The 21,248-nt window shown below is 41.4% G+C and carries 24 protein-coding genes and 2 tRNA genes; 5 read left to right on the top strand and 21 right to left on the bottom strand.

Annotated features, from left to right (window positions below):
* Positions 1-7: 7 nt before the first annotated feature.
* The 9 genes from asnB to DSZ37_RS00480 form a co-directional block, all read right to left on the bottom strand.
* Positions 8-1,879: an asparagine synthase (glutamine-hydrolyzing) gene (gene asnB / locus DSZ37_RS00440; RefSeq protein ID WP_109725015.1), complete on the bottom strand. Its 1,872-nt coding sequence runs from the start codon at positions 1,877-1,879 to the stop codon at positions 8-10.
* A 96-nt stretch (positions 1,880-1,975) separates the two neighbouring features.
* A complete protein-coding gene (locus DSZ37_RS00445) occupies positions 1,976-2,965 on the bottom strand; it encodes a tyrosine recombinase XerC (RefSeq protein WP_109725016.1) in 990 nt (329 codons plus the stop codon).
* Positions 2,962-3,477, bottom strand: a complete 516-nt coding sequence (locus tag DSZ37_RS00450) for an NUDIX domain-containing protein (protein WP_109725017.1) — start codon at positions 3,475-3,477, stop codon at positions 2,962-2,964. The genes DSZ37_RS00445 and DSZ37_RS00450 overlap by 4 nt, the downstream gene beginning before the upstream one ends.
* A gap of 370 nt (positions 3,478-3,847) precedes the next feature.
* Complete coding sequence (locus DSZ37_RS17460; RefSeq protein ID WP_146198140.1) at positions 3,848-4,051, bottom strand: hypothetical protein; 204 nt, start codon at positions 4,049-4,051, stop codon at positions 3,848-3,850.
* A 1,468-nt stretch (positions 4,052-5,519) separates the two neighbouring features.
* A complete protein-coding gene (locus DSZ37_RS00460; RefSeq protein WP_109725019.1) occupies positions 5,520-6,314 on the bottom strand; it encodes an MIP/aquaporin family protein in 795 nt (264 codons plus the stop codon).
* 155 nt (positions 6,315-6,469) lie between these two features.
* Entirely contained in the window at positions 6,470-7,366 is an 897-nt protein-coding gene (locus tag DSZ37_RS00465) for a hypothetical protein (protein WP_109725020.1), read from the bottom strand.
* Positions 7,363-8,052: a class D sortase gene (locus DSZ37_RS00470; RefSeq protein WP_109725021.1), complete on the bottom strand. Its 690-nt coding sequence runs from the start codon at positions 8,050-8,052 to the stop codon at positions 7,363-7,365. The genes DSZ37_RS00465 and DSZ37_RS00470 overlap by 4 nt, the downstream gene beginning before the upstream one ends.
* The gene (locus DSZ37_RS00475; protein WP_109725022.1) at positions 8,053-8,850 is read right to left on the bottom strand and encodes a hypothetical protein; all 798 of its coding nucleotides are present in this window, start codon (positions 8,848-8,850) and stop codon (positions 8,053-8,055) included.
* 106 nt (positions 8,851-8,956) lie between these two features.
* Positions 8,957-9,033 (bottom strand) — tRNA-Arg (locus DSZ37_RS00480).
* A 176-nt stretch (positions 9,034-9,209) separates the two neighbouring features.
* Between DSZ37_RS00480 and DSZ37_RS00485 the strand changes: the two genes are divergently transcribed.
* Positions 9,210-9,285 (top strand) — tRNA-Lys (locus tag DSZ37_RS00485).
* A 127-nt stretch (positions 9,286-9,412) separates the two neighbouring features.
* Here DSZ37_RS00485 and DSZ37_RS00490 read toward each other — a convergent pair.
* From DSZ37_RS00490 to DSZ37_RS00525, 8 genes are all read right to left on the bottom strand, one after another.
* Entirely contained in the window at positions 9,413-9,778 is a 366-nt protein-coding gene (locus DSZ37_RS00490; protein WP_109725023.1) for a sporulation initiation factor Spo0A C-terminal domain-containing protein, read from the bottom strand.
* Between the two features lie 175 nt (positions 9,779-9,953).
* The gene (locus tag DSZ37_RS00495) at positions 9,954-11,588 is read right to left on the bottom strand and encodes a class I adenylate-forming enzyme family protein (RefSeq protein ID WP_109725024.1); all 1,635 of its coding nucleotides are present in this window, start codon (positions 11,586-11,588) and stop codon (positions 9,954-9,956) included.
* A 207-nt stretch (positions 11,589-11,795) separates the two neighbouring features.
* Positions 11,796-12,248: a zinc ribbon domain-containing protein gene (locus tag DSZ37_RS00500; protein ID WP_109725025.1), complete on the bottom strand. Its 453-nt coding sequence runs from the start codon at positions 12,246-12,248 to the stop codon at positions 11,796-11,798.
* A gap of 32 nt (positions 12,249-12,280) precedes the next feature.
* Positions 12,281-13,555 (bottom strand): thymidine phosphorylase, encoded by a 1,275-nt coding sequence (locus DSZ37_RS00505; RefSeq protein WP_109725026.1) that lies wholly within the window; start codon positions 13,553-13,555, stop codon positions 12,281-12,283.
* Positions 13,556-13,631: 76 nt separating this feature from the next.
* The gene (locus tag DSZ37_RS00510; protein ID WP_109725027.1) at positions 13,632-13,886 is read right to left on the bottom strand and encodes a pro-sigmaK processing inhibitor BofA family protein; all 255 of its coding nucleotides are present in this window, start codon (positions 13,884-13,886) and stop codon (positions 13,632-13,634) included.
* Positions 13,887-13,895: 9 nt separating this feature from the next.
* Positions 13,896-14,192, bottom strand: a complete 297-nt coding sequence (locus DSZ37_RS00515) for a hypothetical protein (protein ID WP_109725028.1) — start codon at positions 14,190-14,192, stop codon at positions 13,896-13,898.
* Between the two features lie 17 nt (positions 14,193-14,209).
* Positions 14,210-14,557 carry a hypothetical protein gene (locus DSZ37_RS00520; protein WP_109725029.1) on the bottom strand — a complete coding sequence of 116 codons (348 nt, stop codon included), beginning with the start codon at positions 14,555-14,557 and terminating at the stop codon, positions 14,210-14,212.
* Positions 14,558-14,569: 12 nt separating this feature from the next.
* The gene (locus DSZ37_RS00525) at positions 14,570-14,821 is read right to left on the bottom strand and encodes a hypothetical protein (RefSeq protein WP_109725030.1); all 252 of its coding nucleotides are present in this window, start codon (positions 14,819-14,821) and stop codon (positions 14,570-14,572) included.
* A gap of 193 nt (positions 14,822-15,014) precedes the next feature.
* Here DSZ37_RS00525 and DSZ37_RS00530 point away from each other — a divergent pair, with 193 nt between their 5' ends.
* A complete protein-coding gene (locus DSZ37_RS00530) occupies positions 15,015-15,497 on the top strand; it encodes a metallophosphoesterase family protein (RefSeq protein WP_109725031.1) in 483 nt (160 codons plus the stop codon).
* A gap of 83 nt (positions 15,498-15,580) precedes the next feature.
* Here the strand turns inward: DSZ37_RS00530 and DSZ37_RS00535 are convergent, their stop codons facing one another.
* The 3 genes from DSZ37_RS00535 to DSZ37_RS00545 form a co-directional block, all read right to left on the bottom strand.
* Positions 15,581-16,927 (bottom strand): hypothetical protein, encoded by a 1,347-nt coding sequence (locus tag DSZ37_RS00535; RefSeq protein ID WP_109725032.1) that lies wholly within the window; start codon positions 16,925-16,927, stop codon positions 15,581-15,583.
* On the bottom strand, positions 16,924-17,406 hold the full coding sequence (locus DSZ37_RS00540) for an RNA polymerase sigma factor (protein WP_109725033.1): 483 nt from the start codon (positions 17,404-17,406) through the stop codon (positions 16,924-16,926). The genes DSZ37_RS00535 and DSZ37_RS00540 overlap by 4 nt, the downstream gene beginning before the upstream one ends.
* A 110-nt stretch (positions 17,407-17,516) precedes the next feature.
* Positions 17,517-18,440 carry a DUF624 domain-containing protein gene (locus tag DSZ37_RS00545; RefSeq protein WP_109725034.1) on the bottom strand — a complete coding sequence of 308 codons (924 nt, stop codon included), beginning with the start codon at positions 18,438-18,440 and terminating at the stop codon, positions 17,517-17,519.
* A 392-nt stretch (positions 18,441-18,832) separates the two neighbouring features.
* Here DSZ37_RS00545 and DSZ37_RS00555 point away from each other — a divergent pair, with 392 nt between their 5' ends.
* Positions 18,833-19,099: a hypothetical protein gene (locus DSZ37_RS00555; RefSeq protein WP_109725036.1), complete on the top strand. Its 267-nt coding sequence runs from the start codon at positions 18,833-18,835 to the stop codon at positions 19,097-19,099.
* Positions 19,100-19,101: 2 nt separating this feature from the next.
* On the opposite strand, the gene proC is transcribed toward DSZ37_RS00555, so the two are convergent.
* Complete coding sequence (gene proC, locus DSZ37_RS00560; RefSeq protein WP_109725037.1) at positions 19,102-19,902, bottom strand: pyrroline-5-carboxylate reductase; 801 nt, start codon at positions 19,900-19,902, stop codon at positions 19,102-19,104.
* Positions 19,903-20,065: 163 nt separating this feature from the next.
* Here proC and DSZ37_RS00565 point away from each other — a divergent pair, with 163 nt between their 5' ends.
* On the top strand, positions 20,066-20,338 hold the full coding sequence (locus DSZ37_RS00565; RefSeq protein WP_109725038.1) for a hypothetical protein: 273 nt from the start codon (positions 20,066-20,068) through the stop codon (positions 20,336-20,338).
* Positions 20,328-21,215, top strand: coding sequence for a radical SAM protein (locus DSZ37_RS00570; RefSeq protein WP_109725362.1), 888 nt, complete (start codon positions 20,328-20,330; stop codon positions 21,213-21,215). Before DSZ37_RS00565 ends, DSZ37_RS00570 begins: the two co-directional genes overlap by 11 nt.
* The last annotated feature ends 33 nt before the right edge of the window (positions 21,216-21,248 follow it).

Here is a 21,248-nt window from a genome sequence, read left to right on the forward strand (position 1 = left end):
CTGTAAATCAATATTTTCCGTCATTTTCAAAATAGACCTTGTACCATACAAGGAAGATGAAAACAGTCCATATCTTTCGGCTGTTATCTGCCTTACCTGCACGGTGGTCATCAAGAAGCTTCAGAAGGGGAGCTGTATTGAAGAATTTCTGTGAGCTTTCGCCTTCAAAATAGCTTTTTACCAGCTCATAGTACTTGTCTTCCTTCAGCCACACTCTTATTGGAACAGGGAAGCCCAACTTCTTTTTGGCAGCTGTTTTGGCAGTCTGTTCGGGAGTGTCTTTTTTAGCTGCGAGACGCATAGCATACTTTGTGATGTACTTTGTCTCATCAGTTCCTTTATCGTGTGTAACTCTGTATTTTGTAGGTATTTTCTCGGCAAGAGCCATTACCTCTTTATCGAGGAAAGGGACTCTCAGCTCCAGAGAATTTGCCATACTCATTTTATCAGCCTTTAAAAGAATATCTCCTGCCATCCACATATGAAGATCAAGGTACTGCATTTTTGTAACGTCGTCCTTGCCCTTGACATTCTTATAAAAATGAGATGTTATTTCAGTAGGATCCGGAGCTTCTGTGGTTATCTTCAGAAGTGACTTTCTGTCAGCAGGTGTGAACATATAAGCGTTTCCTATAAATCGCTCCTCAACATCCTTGCCTTTGCGGACGAAGAAGTTAACTCCGCGATGTGCGGGAAGCTTTGATGCTATCTTGCCGATCTCCCTCTTTATAGGACGGGGGAGCTTGTCATAGAGCGTACCGTCAGGATCGCTGTATACATTATATCCGCCGAATATTTCGTCAGCGCCTTCACCCGAAAGAACAACTTTGAGCTTATCCGAGGCAATGTTGCAGACAAAATACAGTGCCACCGCAGACGGGTCTGCAAGAGGTTCGTCCATATGATACTGTATCATGGAAAGACTGTTCCAGTATTCCTCGGGAGTGATGACTTTGCTGGTATTTTCTTTTCCGATAGCAGCAGAAAAATTCTTTGCCCAGCCTATCTCGTTATATTTTTCATCGCTGCCGAAGCCGACCGTAAAGGTCTTGTCAACATCGGCGATTGCAGCTACATAGCTTGAATCAACGCCGCTGGAGAGGAATGAGCCTACTTCCACATCGGCTATTTTATGAGCCTCTACTGAGTTATGGAAAGTATCTGATATTCTGTTTACCCATTCATCGAGCTGCGGCTTTCCGTCTGCGTTGAATTTTACGTCCCAGTAACGCTTAGCCTCGAATTTTCCATCCTTGAAGCGGAAATAATGAGCAGGCGGAAGCTTGTAAACATTTTTAAAGAAAGTTTCGGAAGTAGGGGAGTACTGGAAGGTGAGATAGTTCTCAAGTGCAGCAGTATTCAGTTCCTTTACAAATTCAGGGTGCTCAAGGAAGCTTTTTATTTCCGAACCGAACATGAGAGTGCTGTTCATTTTTGCATAGTACATCGGCTTGATGCCAAAGAAGTCCCTTGCGCCGAAAAGCTCCTTTTTGTTCTTGTCCCAGATAACGAATGAGAACATACCGCGGAGCATATTGAGAAGCTTTTCGCCGTATTCTTCGTATCCGTGGATAAGAACCTCAGTGTCGGTATTGGTTTTAAATCTGTGACCCGCTTCAACAAGTTTTTCGCGTATTTCCTTATAGTTATAGATCTCACCGTTAAAGACTATAACAAGGGAACCGTCTTCATTGAATATAGGTTGATCACCGCTTGAACTTATATCGATTATACTCAGTCTTCTGTGTCCGAGAGCAATGTCATCATCAATATATCTGCCTTCTGCATCAGGACCTCTGTGCCTTATACGGTCCATCATTTTTCCGAGAACTTTGTCAGTATTGTCAATATTATTCGTAAAACCTACGATTCCACACATAAAAGCGTTCCTCCGATTTTATATCTACTAAATCTCCCAAAATATTATACTACAAAACAAAGGATTTTGCAACAGCAAAAGAGTTTATTTTGCATATTATTTATCATCATCATTTTCCGATGTAACTTTCGCAAGCGGATTGCTTTCAATGGCGTTTCGTACATTTTCATCATTAAGATGAGTGTATATTTCGGTTGTGGAAATACTTGCGTGCCCAAGAAGCTCCTTTAAAGTGAGCACATCTGCATCGCCGTACTGATACATAAGAGTTGCTGCTGTATGGCGAAGCTTATGAGTTGTTATTCCTTTGCCGTCAAGATTGGCTTTTTGAAGAGTCTCCTCGACGATCTGCTGAACACGGCGCTTAGAGATGCGCCTGTTCTGATTGCTTATAAATAATGCAGGTTCATCAGCAGCCTTTGGATTGTTCTGCCTTATAACAAGATATTTATTAAGAGCGTCAATGCAAGCAGGATTGAGGTATACCATTCGTTCTTTGCTGCGTTTACCGAGAACTTTAAGACGATTTTCGTAGAAGTCTATATCCTTGATATTAATACCAACAAGCTCGCTCAGACGCATACCACAGTTCAGAAATAACGTAATAATACAGTAGTCACGCTTGGAGTCTGCACTGTCAGCAGTTTCCAGAAGTCTGAGACTTTCGTTGAGAGAAAGAAATTTGGGAAGTGAAGCCTTTGGAACAGGAACATCGAGGTCTTTTGTAGGATTATTTTCGATGATATGAGCTACTTTTTCAAGATACTTGAAGAAACTCCTTAAAGACGATATCTTTCTGTAGCGTGCTCTGTCCTTGTTTTTGCGCTCGTCCGAAGCATAGAAAATGAAATTATATATGTCAGAAACAGTTATTTTTCTGAGATCATCAGTTGTCATACCGCGGATGTCGATCTCTTCTAAAGGCATACCTGTATTATGCTCGTTTTCGTAAATGAATCGAAGAAACAAACGTATATCGGTATAGTATTCCTCAATAGTCCTTTGAGCAAGAAGTTTAACTATTTTCATATGTACAAGATAATCATTGAGAAATTCGGGATTATCGGGGGAGTTCATATTATTCATAAAAGTCCGTCCTTTACGAGAGATTCAAGAACCTTTGATTCACGTTCAATAAGATACTCGTCATAATCAAAGTGATCATGAGTTCTGTTAACTGATATAGCATATTCTGGTGAAACATATTCGAGTACAAAACCTTCATCAGCTTCATACTCGTCAAGAGTCTGCTGATAAGTATCTGATAATACATCGCATAGATAATAGAAGTTTTCTTGCTCGAAAATAACATTTTCTTCAAAACGGCTTTTCTGAATTCTTAGCACTGAGCCATATTCTGTAACAGAAGTCCCGGAAACTGACAGACCGGTTTCTTCGGACAGCTCACGTTTAAGTGTTGTTATGTGATCCTCATTGTTTTCAATTCCGCCGCCCGGAAACTTATAATAGTCAAACTTACGGCTGTAAACCATTGCGACCTTATTGTTCTTTATAATTATACCGCGTACTGACGGACGCTTGTATCTTTTCCAGTTATTATCATAATCTTTTTGATCCATTATAAAAAGTCGTCTCATAATTATCTCCTGTTAAAAAATCATTGAAACTTTCACCAAACTTTGATTTGGTGAAACTTCACGCTTATTTTACACATGAATAGTATATCATATTTTTTTCTTTTTTTCAAGATTAGAACGGTATTTCGTCCCTTGTGTCGGGGGCTCCCCCTCTGGGGAGTCCCCCGAACCCTCAGACAATCTCAGCAGTGTCCTTATATCCTGCGAAACTTCACAAAATAAGTGAAACCGTTCAATAGCACAAACAAGTTCGATACAATCTACTGTATCAATATCTCTATAGCGTATATTAGATTGAAGCACTCGAACAGTATCTTCTAAACGAACATAATTATTATAGAAATAAGCGTAAATTATACTTTTCTCCTTATTAGTCATAATTATTTCTGTAATTTTTACAGAGATCGCAACAATCAGAAGCTATTTGTTCTAATTGCTGGATAACGATATTATCTAAACTTGCAGATACTTCTAAATCCGATACTTCCGACTTACATTCAATAATACAAACAAGTGCTCGAATACAATCTTCTGTACGTGAAATAAAATCATAAGCTTCTAAAATATTAGACATATAAAAACCCCTTTTCAAAAATACTATTGACTTTTGTCCCCTATCGCTATATAATAAAGCTATAAGGGACTGCTAACGGTTACCGTAAAGGATTTACAAACTAAACAACAGTGTATTATTTTTACCCTTTATAAGCACGTTGTGCAGCTTGTATGCTCTTAGCAATCCGCTTTAAGATTAGGGCGATAATGGGTAAGTATGCGTCAACGGTAAGAGAGCGCGGAAAAGTGGGCATTATCGTCCTATTGTCTGTTAAGATGTCGTTTTACTCTCCAAATCCTTTTTTATAAGTTCAGTTACATACTCATTGAACGTTTTATCAATGTCAATGAGATGTTTTTTTATAGATTTGTAAAGTTCATCATCAATGCGGACTGTAGTTTGTTTCATGATACACCCCCTTTCAAAATCATTATAGCACAGTGATGTCATGATGTCAAGACATTTTTACATCAAATTGTAACGAAGTACATTTTGTAACGAAGTGTAACGAAGTTACTTAGTTACAAAATATAGTAATATCATGATGTTGTATTATCGTTTATCATTAAATATAGCCTTATTTTATAACAATCACAATAACCTAAATTTTTGTAACGAAGTTCCTAAAGGTAATACTAAGCCTTTAGGAACTTCGTTTGCTTCGCAGCTGACACGGCAGCCAGATAATGCCACCCCCTCACCCCTCAGAGGGGAGCAACTAAAACAAGTTGTATTATTTCCAAATCACCGCCAGAACGCAACACAGCACCGCACAGACCGCATTATAATTGCAACGGCGGCTAATAATAAGGGTAGTATTTCCCGTGTTCTGATGTACATAGAATATGCACGCATATTCTATGCACATTCGAGAGCTCCTCTCTCGAGCTCTTTGCGTCGCTCCATACTTTCAACACTAAAAGTATTAGAATGCTTAAGCATTCTAACACTTTTATCATTGAAAGTCTTACGTCTCCTTCTTCTTATCTTACCTTGTAAGACAAGTTTTATTTTTTTGGGATTGCAGGGCTTGCAGTGCCTTGCAGGGCTTGCAGTGCCTTGCAGGGCTTGCAGTGCCTTGCAGGGCTTGCAGTGCCTTGCAGGGGCTTGCAGTGCCTTGCAGGGCTTGCAGTGCCTTGCAGGGGCTTGCAAAGAGGTTATAGCGTTATTATTAGCCGCCGTTGCAATTATAATGCGGTCTGAGCGGTGCAGCTTATGCGTTCTTGGCGGTGAGTACTGGAAATATATATTAAAGGGCAAACTTTTAGTTTTCCCTATACCCTTTCCGAATACTGGCAAAAAAAAAGACCTAAAGCCATATATTGACTTTAGGTCTAAATTGTTAAATATCTTTGATTTGGTGAAACTTTGTCTCTTTTTTCGTTAGTTCTATTATATCACTTCTCTTTTACTTTTTCAAGATTTTCGCTTGTACATCTGAATAACTATAATAAAAAGCTCCCTGTGATCAGGGAGCTTAATTGAATTACTTCTTTTTCTTTTTGTTTGAATTGTTCTTTGAAGAAGATGCCTTTGCAGGAGTTACTGTTTTTACAGCAGTTGCTGTTTTTTCTGCAACGGGTTTAACGTTCTTGTTTGAGGATTCAAGGAACTTGTAAACGAGCGCTGCGAGTATTGCACCTACAAAAGGTCCGACAATGAATACCCAAAGATCACCGAGAGCGTCGCCGCCTGCTAACAGTGCGGGACCAAGACTTCTTGCGGGGTTTACGGAAGTTCCTGTAAGACCGATTCCGAAGATGTGTACCAGTGTAAGTGTAAGACCAATGATAAGTCCGCCGAAGGAACCATGGTTGGCCTTCTTTGAGGTAACGCCAAGAATTGTCATTACAAATATAAATGTAAGAAGTATCTCTACAAGGATTCCAGCGCCTGCATTTCCGTCAACACCTGCCAGACCGTTTGAACCATAACCGCCTGTCAGATCTGTAACGTTTCCGAGATCGAAAATTGCCTTGAGCATTCCTGCACCGGCGATAGCTCCTACACACTGTGAAACTACATATCCTACAAAATCCGTGAATGTCATTCCTCCTGTGAGAAGAACTCCGAGAGAAACTGCAGGATTGATGTGGCATCCCGAGATGTTTCCGATACAGTAAGCCATACCAACGATAACAAGGCCGAATGCAAGAGCTGTAAGGATATAACCTCCGCCGGAAGTTGCGTCGCAGCCTACGAGCATCGCTGTACCACAGCCGAGAAGCACGAGTACAAATGTACCAATGACTTCAGCGATGTACTTTTTGATTGATTCCATAATTATTTGCCTCCTTAATTATTTTTCTTCGGTATAAACCGATAAAATAATTATATCATCATTTATGTTCAATTGTCAATAACCAACAATTAAAAAATAAACATACTTTATTAGTTAGTTATAACAAAAACAGCTGCTTAAAGCAGCTGCAAAGTTTATTTAATATCTGTTGGTTTTGTATCGGGATATTTTTTCTTTTCATGCGTTATGCCGTATATAACTACAAGAGTTATTCCAATGACGATAGATGCCATTTGTACAGCCATGAACGCTTCTGTATACTTGTACATCGCACTTGTAAAAGCTGTGAAGACGGCTGCCTGTTTAATTGAAAATGAATCAAAGTACTTTACAGCGATAAGATATATGCTTGGAGCACCGCCGAGTATTCCCGAAATGATCGTCGAAATGCCGCACCAGTAAAGTGTGGTTATCTTCTTTTTGCGGTTTATGAGTACAAGAAGTACAATAAACAACACTGTTGCACCTATGACACCCGCTGTTGCAAGAAGACGGTTAGAGTAAAGCTTAGCAAGTTTGGGAAGGACTCCGTGGTCGCTCATTGCCGAGAACTTGTAAACATCACAGTATGAGCCAATGGTAGTATAAGCGTTTTCTTTGGTAGTTCTTAATTTCAATCCGAAATTATCATCTTTTTCATAATTGTTCTTGTCGGCAAAATCATTGAAGAACTTGTCGATGTTCTCTTCCAGTTCTTTGTTTTCAGGTATTTTTACATTGAGCTTTCCATCACTATTAAGTGCATCAAATGCTGAGTCGATATAAGCTTCTTCGATGCTTTTGAGATAGGAATTACTTATTGCACTCATATAAACATCAGACGGGATACCGGTTGTGTTGTATTTATCATTGTAGTTTTTGTTCAGTTCGGTATATATCTTTGTTTCCAGCTCGTTTTTAGCAGCAAGAGCTTTTAGCTTGGCGGCTGTGATATTTATATCTACAAGCAGCAATGCAGAACTTAATATAAGCAGAAACACAAGTATCACCGAAATTATAAGTGAAGGAAGGTAGGTACTTACTTTTCTCACTGTGATATCCCCTCCCCTTCACTTTTATAGAATTTTTTCTCCGTCAGCTCACATACAGCACCTGTGCGCTCATCCGCACTTCCGAGAATATCCTTTTTACAAGTATAAAGAGTAAGCTTGGTATCATCGGAAGGCGCAACGTACTTGCCGTCTTTTTTATTGAAGCTTATCGACTCCTTTACGGTATATACAAAAGAACCGTAATTTGTCTTCAGAGTGATCTTATCACCTTTCTTCAGCTTGTAAAGCTCTGAAAAGAACGTATCTACATGAGCGCTGATAACTGTATTGCCCTTGTCTCCGATTATGACAGAGCCGGCAGACTGGCAGGCTCCGCGCTCGAACAGCTCTGAATTGCTTCCCCAGTAAACAGGAATAGTGATATCAAATGCCGAGCAGGTCATTTCGGCATACATTTCTCCGAATTTAGGACGGATAAACTCGCCTTCTTCAAAAGTATCGCCATTGTAATCACTTATGATATCATTATCGCGGATCACAAGTCCGGAGCTTGCTGAATCGGGGGTGGATTTAAGATTGTCCATGAAAGCGAGATTAAGATACATTCTGATCTTGTCCGACGGTTTTATCATAGCGATCATAAAAAGCCCTACACAAAGTGCCAGAAGAACAAAAGGAGTTGCAATATGGATAAGAGCGCTGTCTTTATTCTTATTCTTTTCCATTTATTTCTCCGATCCGTTTAATCTGAAACGGCGCATAATGAGTATGACCGCTGAAATGCTGAGACCTATTAAAATGCCTGCCGCCGCAAGAAGACATCTTCTGTCATAGCCTGTGTCCTCAACAGAAGCGCCTGCTGTTGAAACACTGACAAGTTCACCCTTTTCGTTTCTCATTGCCAGTGTGAGTGAATCGTCGGATATTTCATCAACCGTAACATTCAGTCCCATTTCTTCAGCCGCTTCCGAAAGAGTACCTACGATCTGAAGCTTCTGCTGTGAGGGAGTCTGCTTCATAATACTTCTGTATTCCTCGGGACTGAGATTGTCAATTATAGCTTGCTGCTGAGCCGGAGTAAAGCTGCTTACATATGCCATTTTCTGTTCATATGACATCTTAATGAATTCATCCTTGGATATACGGGTAAAGGTGGTCCCGTCACTTGCTGTAAGAGTTATTCCATTGCTCTGCTGAGAGTCGGGAGCAGTATTACCGGATTCTGCTGCCGCAGTAGTTACTGTTGTATTGTTGTTTGGAACCTGTGGGCCTGTTGTGATTATCTGTGCTCCTGCCTCATGGAGCTTGGCTATGGCTTTATCAAGTCTTTCTGAAGGATAATCTTCCGGGTGAGAATAGTATTCATTATAGCCCGCTTGTATATCCTCTTCGGAATAGCCGTATGATCTGGCTACAGCTGCAACATCGTCTGCTGTTGTCGCGTATGCGGAAAGCGAGAATGACAGCATTCCTGCGGCAACTGCTGCTGAACTAAGCAGAGCTGTTAATGATCTTTTTAGCATAAAGTTCCCTCCTATCATTTATACTTATATATTATAACTGTTTTCACGGTTTATGTCAAGGAAAATAAAAAAGCCCTTGCGAAAAATCGCAAAGGCTTTAGTCGTATGGCGTGCCTGGAGGGATTCGAACCCCCGACCTACTGGTTCGTAGCCAGTCACTCTATCCAGCTGAGCTACAAGCACATCATTTGACGACTTAAATATTATATCATGTATATAGCGAAAAGTCAAGGATAAAATCAAAAAACGTCAATTTGCACTAAAAGAGCAGACGAAAGTTGGTATAATAACCAATTATATAAAAAGATCAAAAACGGCTTGACAACAATAGCAAAATTTGATATAATTATTTTTGTTGTGAGACATTAGCTCAGTCGGTAGAGCATACGCCTTTTAAGCGTAGGGTCGAGGGTTCAAATCCCTCATGTCTCACCACTTTTTTTGCCTGTATCCTGATAAATATCAGGATACAGGCGTTTTTAGTTTGCTGGCAAATAAACTCACACATTTATTGATTACTCTATATATAATAAAAAGGCAGCTCATGTAAAGCTGCCTTTAATTATTTCAGAAGGTCTGTGTAGTTGATCTTTATCCATTCTGATATAGTAGAGATGAATACCGAATTGGTCGGAATATCGTTTTGGCTCTGAAGCGTGTTCATGAATATTACTTCAGCGAGTTCTTCGTTGTGACGATACCAGCCCGACTTGATAGCATGTCTGACTGCCCGTTCTATTGAGCATTCCGTAGTGTGGTAATTTTCGGCAAGCTTTGAATAAAGATCCTTACTAAAAACCGTTAGATTGCTCTCGGACGTTACACATATAAGTATACAATCCCTCAGGTAGTGATATCCTTTGGTGTTTGGCGAGATGCCAAGGTTTAATAGTGTTTTTACGATGATTGTTACGACGTTATTCTTCATTTAATGATCCACTCCTTCGATGTTTTCAGACAAATTATACCACATTTTCAGCCGTTTTTACATAGGCGATTTCGTCGTGATTTGACGAGTTTTGTCGAAGAAGGTCGAAGAATATTTGTTTTAGATGTAAAATGTGAAAAGACCGATGGGAAATACCATCGGTCTTTGTTATATGTCAGTTCTTGATCTGCTTTGCTACAAGGCTTTCGCCACAGTAAATGGCGCGAAGCTTCGGCTTTTCGATCTTTCCCGTTGGATTACGAGGAACATCTGCAAATATGATCTTATGGGGCCTCTTATATCTGGGAAGTTTCTGGCAGAATGAAGTGATATCCTCCTCTGTGCAACTGTGATCCTCCTTTATGGAGATGATAGCTGCCGCTATCTCACCCAGTCGTTTGTCAGGCAACCCTATGACCGCAACATCCTTGATGGCAGGGTGACTTCTGAGGAAGTCCTCTATCTGAACGGGATAAAGGTTCTCGCCGCCGCTGATTATGACATCCTTCTTACGGTCAACGAGGTAAATAAATCCGTCCTCATCTTCCTGAGCCATATCTCCTGTATAGAGCCAGCCGTCCTTGAGAGTCTCGGCAGTTGCCTTATCATCTCTGTAATAACACTTCATAACACCCGGACCCTTGACAAGAAGCTCGCCAACCTGTCCGCGTTCAACAGCGTTGCCGTTTTCATCAGCGATCTTTACTTCCCAGCCGAAACCAGCCTTACCGATAGCACCGACCTTGTGGATGTTTTCTACGCCAAGATGTACACAGCCGGGACCGATAGACTCGCTAAGACCGTAGTTTGTATCATACTGGTGCTTGGGAAATACTTTCTTCCAGCGTGCTATAAGCGACGGAGGAACAGGCTGTGCGCCTATGTGCATAAGTCTCCACTGGTCAAGATCATAATTTGCAAGGTCGATATCGCCTCTGTCGATAGCGTCGAGAATATCCTGAGCCCACGGAACCAGAAGCCATACGATAGTGCAGCCCTCTTCCGATACTGTCTCTATGATAGACTTGGGCTTAACACCCTTGAGAAGAACAGCCTTACTGCCTGAGTAAAGGCTTCCGAACCAGTGCATTTTAGCGCCTGTATGATAGAGCGGCGGAATACAAAGGAAGATATCGTCTCTCGTCTGACCGTGGTGATTCTGCTCAACCTTAGCGGAGTGCATAAGGCTTGTATGATCGTGAAGTATCGCCTTCGGGAATCCTGTTGTGCCTGATGAGAAATAGATCGCAGCATCATCGTCATCTGTGAGCTTTACATCGGGGGCAGAGCTTGCGCAGTTTGCCACCAGACTGTCATAATGTTCGGCAAATGAAGGACATCCCTCACCTACATAGAAAAGAAGTCTGTTCTTGCTGATCTCGTCTGCTATCTCTTCTATTCTTCCGATAAACTCGGGACCAAACATGAGAACATCGACCTCTGCAAGGTCAAGGCAGTACTTTATCTCATCAGCTGTATATCTGAAATTGAGCGGAACTGCAAGAGCTCCTGTTTTAAGTATACCGAAGTATATGGGAAGCCATTCGAGACAGTTCATAAGAAGTATACCGACCTTGTCTCCCTTATGTACGCCTCTCTCAATGAGCATATTTGCGAAACGGTTTGCCTTTTCGTCAAATACCTTCCATGTGATCTCACGTCTGTAGTGACACTCGGGATTGGGCTCAATGAGTTCATATTCCTTCCATGTAACACGGCGAACTTCAGTTATCTCGGGATTGACTTCCACAAGTGCAACGTCGCTGCCGTATAATTCGGCGTTTCTTTCAAGTAAATCTGTAATGGGCATTATTAAGTTCCTTTCTGCAAGAGCAGTTTTTAACTTTTGCCTATAAAAGCAAAAAAGCTGCAAAGCGATAAACTATTTATATTTTATCACAAAAAAGCGAAAAAGTAAATACCTATTTTTCGTTTTTAGCAACAAATCGAAGTGCTGTATTTACAGCAAGTTGCATAAATAAAGGCGTATCATTGTGCAGATACGCCTTTATGAGTATTATTCAACCTGGTCTGAGCTGAAAACAGCTTCTGTTGTCGGTTCTTCAACAACCTCGGCAACAGTTTCAGCTGCGGGTCTCTCGACCTTAGTACCGCACTTGTCACAGTATATCTGATCCTTGCGGATGTGTGCGCCGCAGTTTACGCAGGTGATCTTATCTTCAAGAGTCATCAGAAGAGCTTTCAGCTCCTCAAGGTTTGCGCTCTTGTCCTTGATATCTGATACGATCGAAGCATATTCGCTTTCCGGATCATCACATATCTTTTCAAACATTACTTTTCCAAGCTCTATGTAATCTGTATTGATATCAGACTGAACACGAGCTATCTCGCGTTTCATTTTTGTTTTTTCGGCAAATTTCTTTGAGCTGTTGGAAACTGTTTTTGCTCCGCGCTCAACTGACTCGCCGAACTTTCCTGCCAGATCCTTTACTGAATCAACAAATCCCATTTTCAACTACCTCCGTTTTTTTTTCACCCTTATCAGGTGTAGCTTGGCTTTTCCGTTATCTCGAATTTAACTGCATTGAGAGCTCTTACAGCAGCGTCCGAGAAGTCACTGCAAACTGTGGAGTAAAGAGTCATAATAACGTCGTCGGCTGAAAGCTGGTCTCCGATATCGCAGTTCATGACAATGCCTGCACTCATATCAAGCTTGTCTTCCTTTGTAAGTCTTCCTGCGCCGAGGAGCAGAGAAGTCATGCCAAGCTCCTCACAGTTGAAGCCAAGTATCTTCATATCCTTTGTAGCTCTTATTTCATATTTAAGAAGCGGCTGAGGCAGAAGCGATGTATCATCGCATATCTTGTAGTTTCCACCGTGCAGCTTGATAGTATCGCGAAGAACTCCAAGTGCTTTTCCTGACGAAACAGCCTCCTCAGCCATTTTACGGCAGGCTGAATTGTCGCCCTTACCGGAAAGCTCCAACATATCAGCAGCAAGCTCGATACAGATGTCATAAAGCTTGCCCTTTACCTTTCCCTGAAGAACCTCGACTGCTTCCTTGACTTCAAGGGCGTTACCGATATTCTTTCCGAGTGGAGAGTCCATGTCTGTAACAACAGCTTTGCATTTCTTGCCTGCAGATCTGCCTGCCTTTTCCATGAGTACAGCCAGCTTTTCAGCGTCCTCGCGGGACTTCATAAATGCACCTGAGCCATACTTTACGTCCAGCACAAGACAGTCAGCGTTCATGGCGAGCTTCTTGCTCATGATACTTGCACATATAAGCGGAATACTGTCAACGGTTCCCGTAGCATTTCTCAGTGCATACATTTTCTTATCCGCAGGACAAAGCTCTCCTGTCTGAGATATTATTGAGAAATTCGTTTGCCTGAGTATTTTTTCAAATTCTGCCAGAGGAAGATCAGTTCTGTATCCTTCGATGCTTTCAAGCTTGTCGATGGTTCCGCCTGTGTGTCCGAGTCCGCGTCCCGACATCTTGGCGACACATACTCCGCAGGCTGCGACTATTGGTCCGATTATCAGTGAGGTCTTATCCCCTACTCCGCCGGTACTGTGCTTGTCCGCAGTATAAGGTATGCTAAGCTTTAGTATGTCTCCGCTGTCACGCATAGCAGCTGTGAGCGCGAAGGTCTCCTTTTCCGTAAGACCGTTAAGACAAACTGCCATAAGCCATGCAGACATCTGATAATCCGGGACTTCGCCGTCTGTGTAGCTTTTTACGAGCCATGCGATCTCTTCTTCGTTGAGTTCCTGTGATTTTTTAGTTTTATTGATGATATCGATAATGTTCATGATCCACCTCCTATAAGAATATTTTACCATAAAAAAGATAATAATTCAATAGTTTTTGTGAAATAGGACTTTATTTTTACAAAAAATTCATTATTACAAGAAAAACAACAAAAGGTACTCCAAGAACAATGCTGCCAAGTGTGTTAAAAAGGTTAAGATGTATGTCCACCCCAAGAAAACAGCCGTATTTATTTACGATGAACAAAGCCGCACATCCTGTTACAGCTCCTATAAAAAGTGACAATATCTTTTTTTCGCGTCTGAAATAGTATATAGCGACTACTAAAACGACTGCTGCACAGCCAAGTCTGAATATCATTTCCGTATCCATTTTTACCTCTCACATCAGTATATATCCAAGTGCTATAATGAGCTTTATATCAGCACCCTCCTTTATAAGAAGGTATAGCAGAACAGCTACCAGAAGCTTGTCACTGTCTATCCCGCCGTCAAGCATATCATCAATTATGCTTTTCAGTGGGCTGGCAGTATATTGTTCGGTGTATTTATCTTCATTTTCACACCTCTTATCTTCATTGGGAGGGATATCTGCGGCGATATTCCGTGGACAGTTCTGGTATATCCGCATATTCTCACAGCCGCGTTCTTTACTGCCTTTCCTGTTATATACCGCCATCAGATCACCTCCCTAAATCAGATCAGTTCCTGCAACAGGCCACTGTCCTTTGCTATATTCCACATTGCCAGCAGCTTCATGAGCTTTATTGCCTTGTCTACACGCTTTTGCTTATCTGCGCTGAGATGTGGTTTTAGCGCACGGAGCAGGTCGGTATTCTTGCTGTCATTTGAAACCGCTCCCACAAGGCTTGTGAGCTTCAGCACTGCGCCCAGATCAGGCTGGTCATCGGACTGTTTTTCTGCGTTATCGGTGTCAGAGGCGCTTCCGTCCTCCGAGACCAGCATCTGTGCAAGCTCCGACAGCTGTTTTACGCTTTCCTCGTCCGAGAGCAGTTCGCTGATCCTTTCCATTATGTCATCCACTTGTTTCTCCTGTTATTTCTTACCGCCCGAAAGCTTCTCATACAGTGCCTTAGCCTGCGGAGTGCTCATCATTTTTTCTACCAGCTTGGGATTGTTGACGGCCTGCTGGAATTTCGCGGCATCGTTTTTATTCATTGCTGAAAGAGCACTGTCAAACTTTCCCTCCTCAAGCTCGGAACGCAGCTTTTCGGGCGGAACTCCTATCTTTTTGCTGACTGCGTTGAGCAGTCCGGAAATTTTTTTCGGGTCTATGTTATTATTCATAAAAGCCTCCTTTGTGATAATGTACACAACTATTATATTGCTTTTTTCTTAGGAATATGTTATATACCGAGGCAGTTAACTGTTGCTTTACGCGCACATTTTAGTAAAAAATGAAAATATTCCTCCGTAACGGTTGATATTTTTGTAATTTTATGTTATAATACACTTATAATATCAACTGGGAGGGATCATCTTGCGAATTGTTGTTTTATCAGATACACATGGTAATTACTTCAATCTTGAAAGTATAATTCTCCGTAATACCGATGCCGACTGGATAATCCACCTTGGCGACGGCGAGCATGAGCTGGATAATTTCATCCTGTCTCACCAGAAGCTTGCTCCAAAGATAATACACGTTGCAGGCAACTGCGACTTTGATAGTCTCAGCAATGATGTTTTTGTACTTCCTGTCCTTGAGCATAAGATCCTTGCTACACACGGTCACCTTTACGGTGTAAGCGGCTCTCTGGACAGGCTGAAGAACCTTGCGCTCACCAACGGCTGTGATATAGTTCTTTTCGGGCATACTCATGTCCGCTATCAGAGCAATGAGAACGGACTTTACATAATGAATCCCGGAAGTGCTTCCCTGCCACGTGACGGAAAAAAGCCTTCCTTTGGTCACATTGACATCTCTCCTGCTGGAGTCGTTACCAATATAGTTGATGTCTGATCTCTCCCCTGCTTATATTCTATGCAGGAACCCTATTAATGTTACAAAAATCCCCTGAACTTATATGTTCAGGGGATAGTTTTTTATTCATTGCCGTCGGGGTGTTCCTCAGCCCAGATAACGCTGGGACGCTTCAGTGTACCATCATACTCATTGAGTCTTGTTATATCTGCTGATGTCACTTTGACACTATTAAGATCGATATCTGCTGTTACATCTATTGCATCAACACCGTTTACATCATGAAGAACAGCGTGTACCCGCGAAGTTTTGTTTTCTTCATCATACTCCAGCATCTCAAGAGGAGCCATAATGTCACCGCAGTCGATATTTATATCATTATATTCTGCCCTGTCCTCAAGGTAGCACTGGATAGCAATTGATGACAGATACTCGGGCTGCATTCCTGTTCCTATGCTCTGTATCTTCCATTCACCATTTTGGAGCACTAAAGTAAACAGTTTCTGTATGCCATATTGTTCATTTCGCATATTATTATTGCTATAGCGTGAAACTACTATCTTGTCCTCGCTGTTTTCGACTATCACAGGCTCGGAAGTATAATGCTCATCCCAACCGTGTTGTGCAGCACGAGGTGTAACATAGAGCTCTCCGTTATAATCAATATAGACTCCACCGTTGATGCCATGAGCTGTATAATCAACCGTGCTGTCATCTTCGGGATCGGGTATATATAGGTCGACCTTGCTGCCGTTTTCAAATCTGCTTGCATCTCCGCCAAGATAGCTTACTACACCGGCTCCATCTAAAGTGACACCGTCTTTATAATCAGAAGCTGTTATTAAAGGCTCACTATAACCTTCAAATTCAATAGTGTTAGCAATTAGCTCTTTGTAGTAATCGTAGATATCCTGACAGCTGCCGAAGCGCTCATCAGTCACTTTGTAGAATGTACGCTCACCGCCGTATTTTTCTGACCATTCGGCATCAGAACTGTCATAGGTATAGAATGTTATGGTATCATTTACGTCATACTCCACATCGCCGTATACAAGAATATTGGTTCTCTCGAGATATCCGTCTGTGATCTCTCTGGCGATAGCTTCATAATCATAATCTTCGCCTGCCTCAGATTCAGTAGGCTCTTCTGTTACCTCCTCGGTAATCTCTTCGGTAACCGTTTCCTCCTCGCCTGCCTCTGTAAGCTGCGAGACGTTCCTGCTGTTCTTATGAAGCAGTACACCTGTTGTTCCTATACCGCCTGCTATCAGTGCGAAAGCAGCTGCGATACCGACAAATCTGAGAGCGCCGTTTCCGCGGCGGACTTCTACGCCTGATACCTTTTCCTCAAACTCGTTTGTATTCTGCTTTATTCTGTTCTCACGTTTACTCATATCAAGTACCTCTTTTCTGCACCGCTCATCAGGTTCCAAGCGGTCTGTTACCTTTTTATAATCGTTCATATTCATGTCAGGAGCTCCTTTCCGAGAATATCTTTAAGCTTTTTTCTTGCACGGTACAGCTGCGTCTGAACAGCTGATTCCTTTGTTCCCGTGATACTGCTTATCTCCTTTACGGAGTAATCCTCGTAGTAGTATAAGTGAATAACGATCCTGTATTTTGTCGGAAGTGACATTACAGCGTGATAGACTTCGCTTTCTTCGGGGGTCTCATAGGTGAGACAGGCTTCATCAAGGGGTATCGAAGTCAGTGAATATCTATATATCAGTGAGCGGAACATATCCCTGCACTTGTTCACGGTGACCTTCAGAATCCAGCTTCGCTCCTTATCTTCGTTTTCAAACTCGGCGCCGCCTGTGAAAAGCTTGATAAAGACGTCCTGCATTATATCTTCTGCGTCTGCCTTGTTCTTGCAATAAGAAAATGCCATGCGAAAAACTGCATTTTTATTCCTGTCGTATATGTCCGCCATTTTGTCAGGCTCCATTATGTCACTTCCTTTCTTCTGTATCTGTTGAAGTACTTCATATATAAAACGGAAAAGCTACACAAAATATCACAAAAAAATTTACGGCGCCAAAAAAAGCGCCGTATTTTTTAGGATATTCTCTTACCTTTGCCCTTTTTCCTCTTTTCGATAGGCTGTTCCTTTCCGCCCATATCCTCAAAAATGCGCTCCTCATCAGAGGGAGTGTCATCAACGAGCTCGGGATTGATCTCGCCTATGCTTGTATAATAGGGATTGATAACGTATTTCTGTATCACAGGGTAGCTTATAAAGCAGTTAAGCAGGCAAATGAATGCCGCAGGGAAAAACGGTACAAGCAGAAGGAACACCGGAAACAGATAAAACATAAGCAGAATCATCACAGCAAGAACTGCAAGAACTATAATAAATGTCAGAAAGTTCTGTTTCAGTGCGACGAATGCAAGAGCCAGTGAATTTTTCAGCAAATTCTTGAAAGATAAGTTTGTAGCCGTCATCATCAGGAATATATAATGATTCATGATGATTATGACAAGGAACAGGCTGAATGTTATGACCATAGGTATGTACATGAGCTTTGTCTGCGTCTGTATAGCCAGTGCAGGATAAACATTCAGCGATGCGATAGCGGACAGAATCACAAGGCAATCAAGAAAACCAACTATTGCTGCTTTTTTGAAGTTCGTCTTGAATCCATTGAAAAAGTCACGCATAATAAATGAATGCTTGTTTATTACAAATAACCTTATGACCTTTGTCATTCCTGCTGTCGCAGGTCCAATGAGTATCATGAATATGAGCAGCATGACTATCATAGAAGCCACTGATACATGATAATGATTTTTGAATATGGTCATTACGGGAAGCATCATTACAAGGGGCAGAAAGAAAAGCATATATAGCAGGTTCACCTGCATCAGCTTCCAGAATTTTCTGCCTACAATATCAAAAAACAGCGCTATTCCCTTTTTCTTTGGAGCATACTTGGAGATACCGACTCCTGCGCTTTCATAATTCTTGGAAAAAAGACCCAATTTGAAATTCCTCCATTTATTTACCGCCAACAGAAGTAAAAAAGAAGTATATTGTTCCGTCGGCGGACGAAATTATTAAAGATAATACAATAAGCACGATGAATTTTATTGACCAGAGCTTGAGACCGCCTTTTATAGTCTCGTGTTCTCTGTTAAAAAAGCAGTGCGAGAGTATATGACATGAATAATGTATATTCTCTCTGACAGCAAGAGCTGCTATGACGGAAAAGGCAACTGCTTTCGGCAGAACGGTTACAGCCACAGGTATTATAGCTGCCGTTCCCGATGAGATATACATCGATGATGCAGATATTCCGATACCTATCCCACGGTAAAAAAGCAGAAATATACCGAAAGGTTGTCCAAAAGCGGAAGACCCGAAGAAAAAAGCCATGACAATAATAAAAAACGACAAAAGAAATGTTCCCGATATCAAAGATGATATCCTGATCCCTTCATTCGGGAACATAAAATACTGGTTTATAAGCTTATTGCCTGCAAGAGACGGGTACTTTGCGAGAAATGTGCCGATCACAATACCCACAGCAATAAAGAACATATATACAGTCAGGCTTGTCCGTTTTTCCGAGATCGTACTTATCTTTTTCATGCATATCATTCCTTTCACTGAAATGATATGCATGAAAATAATGTTTTAGACTTACTTTGAAAGCTCGTATGCTCTGTTTGTACAGCTCTCACAGCATTTTTTTACAACATCGGTGAGATTGCCTTCATAGAGCTTATCAAGACCTGCAAGAGTGGTTCCGCCGGGAGAAGATACCATCTTTATAAGCTCATCGATAGTATTTCCGGAATCGGTTATCATCTTTGCGGAACCGATAAGGCTCTGAGTGAACAGTTCCTCTGCAGCTGCTCTGTCAATGCCAACAGAAGCGGCATAGTCTATAAAGCCCTTTGCAAACAGATAGATAAATGCAGGACTGCTTCCGTTGATAGCAATTATCTCCTTCATCTTATCCTTGGGGATAACAGCTGCCTTACCGCATATTCTGAAAATATTCAGAACTACGTCAAATTCCTCATCAGTGACCTTGTCGTTTCTTGAGAGAGCTGATGCACCTTCTCCGAGAAGAAGAGGTGTATTTGGCATAACGAGTATTACCTTTGCCTCGGGAATTGTCTTTTTGGCAATAAATTCATCGCCAATTCCGGCTGCTATGGAAATAATAACAGTTTCCTCGGTAGTGTAAGCTGAGATTGCTTCCAGAACGCCTTCGATTATCTGAGGCTTGACTGCAAGGAAAACAAATTTGCACTTTTCCATTATCTCCTGTTCGGAAGAGCAGGCTCCAACACCGTATTCTGAGAGAGCTTCTACCTTTTCTGTACTCGGATCGAAAGCAAAAAGAGCAGTATCCTTACAAAGACTGCTTGAGGAGATACCCTTCATTATAGCAGAGCCCATATTGCCTGCGCCGATAAAACCTATATTAGTCATATTCATAACTCCTTAAAATTTTATGCAATACTAATTATACATCATTTTCCACAAAAAAGCAAGTGAAATTTTTGTGATATTCAATGATAGAAAGCGTTTTTTGCGGCAATTATTGACATTATCCGACAGCAATGTTACAATTATTCTATCAGGGGGGAATGTTATGGACAGGAAAAAGCCTAAAAATAACAAAACTACACGTTATTCAAACAGTGTGATATATTATAAAAGCCTTTCATGCAAAGCGAGTCTTTACGAAGACAGGCTTATTACAGACTATTGTTTAAAGAATAAGCTTTCAAAAAGTCTGTTTCTTACAGCGGCAGCGATGTACTGTATAAAGCATGATATCAATGTACATGAGGTGCTTGACAGCACAGCTACTGCCGAAAACTTCAATTACAGAGATTATATGGATGATGAATATGATTTATAAATGTACACTGTGTCCGCGTAAATGCGGTGCAGACAGGAGCAATTCAACAGGTATATGCGGAGCAGGCAGTTCTGTAATTGTTGCCAGAGCATCGCTGCATAAATGGGAGGAGCCTTGTATTTCCTACAAAAATGGTGCAGGCACTGTTTTTTTCTCGGGGTGTAATCTGCATTGCTGCTTCTGCCAGAACAATAAGATCAGCAATAAACTTTTCGGAAAAGAGATAACCGACAAACAGCTGGCTGATATCTTTCTGAGGCTTCAAGAGGACGGCGCAGATAATATCGATCTTGTGACTCCTACTCACTTTGTCCCGAATATAATCAATGCACTTGACATGGTAAAACACAAGCTGGATATACCTGTTGTTTTCAACTGCGGAGGTTACGAGCTTAAAGAAACGATAGATATGCTGGAGGGCTATATAGATGTCTATCTTCCCGATATGAAGTATTTCTCGTCGGATATATCTTCAAAATATTCAAATGCGCCAGACTATTTTGAGTATGCCTCTGAGGCGATACTTGCAATGATAAAACAGGTCGGTAAGCTTACGTTCAACAGTGAGGGCGGTCTTATGAAGGGTACTGTCATTCGTCATATGGTTCTCCCCTCCCACAGGCATGATTCGATCAAGCTCATTGAATGGATAGCCGACAATACTTCGCGTGATGATGTTCTTGTGAGCATTATGAATCAGTTTACTCCCTTTGATTTTATATCGGAGGAGTTCAGTGAGCTGAAAAGAAAGGTCACTAAAATGGAATATAATTCGGTCATAAATCGTGCAGCTGAGCTTGGTTTAAAAGGTTTCACACAGGAAAGAAGCTCTGCCTCTGAGGATTATGTACCTGATTTCGACCTTTCGGGTATATAAATAAGCCCGAAAGGAATTTTTTTATTTTTGTTG

It is taken from the genome of Ruminococcus flavefaciens, from assembly GCF_900116855.1.
In the GTDB taxonomy this organism is placed as follows: domain Bacteria; phylum Bacillota; class Clostridia; order Oscillospirales; family Ruminococcaceae; genus Ruminococcus; species Ruminococcus flavefaciens_R.

Coding starts and splice junctions, on each gene's coding strand:
- asnB (WP_109725015.1), bottom strand. CDS start 1,879: ATGTGTGGAATCGTAGGTTTTACGAATAATATTGACAATACTGACAAA.
- proC (WP_109725037.1), bottom strand. CDS start 19,902: ATGACTAATATAGGTTTTATCGGCGCAGGCAATATGGGCTCTGCTATA.
- DSZ37_RS00490 (WP_109725023.1), bottom strand. CDS start 9,778: ATGAAGAATAACGTCGTAACAATCATCGTAAAAACACTATTAAACCTT.
- DSZ37_RS00495 (WP_109725024.1), bottom strand. CDS start 11,588: ATGCCCATTACAGATTTACTTGAAAGAAACGCCGAATTATACGGCAGC.
- DSZ37_RS00470 (WP_109725021.1), bottom strand. CDS start 8,052: ATGGAAAAGAATAAGAATAAAGACAGCGCTCTTATCCATATTGCAACT.
- DSZ37_RS00570 (WP_109725362.1), top strand. CDS start 20,328: ATGATTTATAAATGTACACTGTGTCCGCGTAAATGCGGTGCAGACAGG.
- DSZ37_RS00515 (WP_109725028.1), bottom strand. CDS start 14,192: ATGGCGGTATATAACAGGAAAGGCAGTAAAGAACGCGGCTGTGAGAAT.
- DSZ37_RS00450 (WP_109725017.1), bottom strand. CDS start 3,477: ATGAGACGACTTTTTATAATGGATCAAAAAGATTATGATAATAACTGG.
- DSZ37_RS00540 (WP_109725033.1), bottom strand. CDS start 17,406: ATGGAGCCTGACAAAATGGCGGACATATACGACAGGAATAAAAATGCA.
- DSZ37_RS17460 (WP_146198140.1), bottom strand. CDS start 4,051: ATGTCTAATATTTTAGAAGCTTATGATTTTATTTCACGTACAGAAGAT.
- DSZ37_RS00505 (WP_109725026.1), bottom strand. CDS start 13,555: ATGAACATTATCGATATCATCAATAAAACTAAAAAATCACAGGAACTC.
- DSZ37_RS00460 (WP_109725019.1), bottom strand. CDS start 6,314: ATGGAATCAATCAAAAAGTACATCGCTGAAGTCATTGGTACATTTGTA.
- DSZ37_RS00510 (WP_109725027.1), bottom strand. CDS start 13,886: ATGGATACGGAAATGATATTCAGACTTGGCTGTGCAGCAGTCGTTTTA.
- DSZ37_RS00500 (WP_109725025.1), bottom strand. CDS start 12,248: ATGGGATTTGTTGATTCAGTAAAGGATCTGGCAGGAAAGTTCGGCGAG.
- DSZ37_RS00445 (WP_109725016.1), bottom strand. CDS start 2,965: ATGAATAATATGAACTCCCCCGATAATCCCGAATTTCTCAATGATTAT.
- DSZ37_RS00555 (WP_109725036.1), top strand. CDS start 18,833: ATGACAATAATAAAAAACGACAAAAGAAATGTTCCCGATATCAAAGAT.
- DSZ37_RS00525 (WP_109725030.1), bottom strand. CDS start 14,821: ATGAATAATAACATAGACCCGAAAAAAATTTCCGGACTGCTCAACGCA.
- DSZ37_RS00565 (WP_109725038.1), top strand. CDS start 20,066: ATGGACAGGAAAAAGCCTAAAAATAACAAAACTACACGTTATTCAAAC.
- DSZ37_RS00475 (WP_109725022.1), bottom strand. CDS start 8,850: ATGCTAAAAAGATCATTAACAGCTCTGCTTAGTTCAGCAGCAGTTGCC.
- DSZ37_RS00535 (WP_109725032.1), bottom strand. CDS start 16,927: ATGAATATGAACGATTATAAAAAGGTAACAGACCGCTTGGAACCTGAT.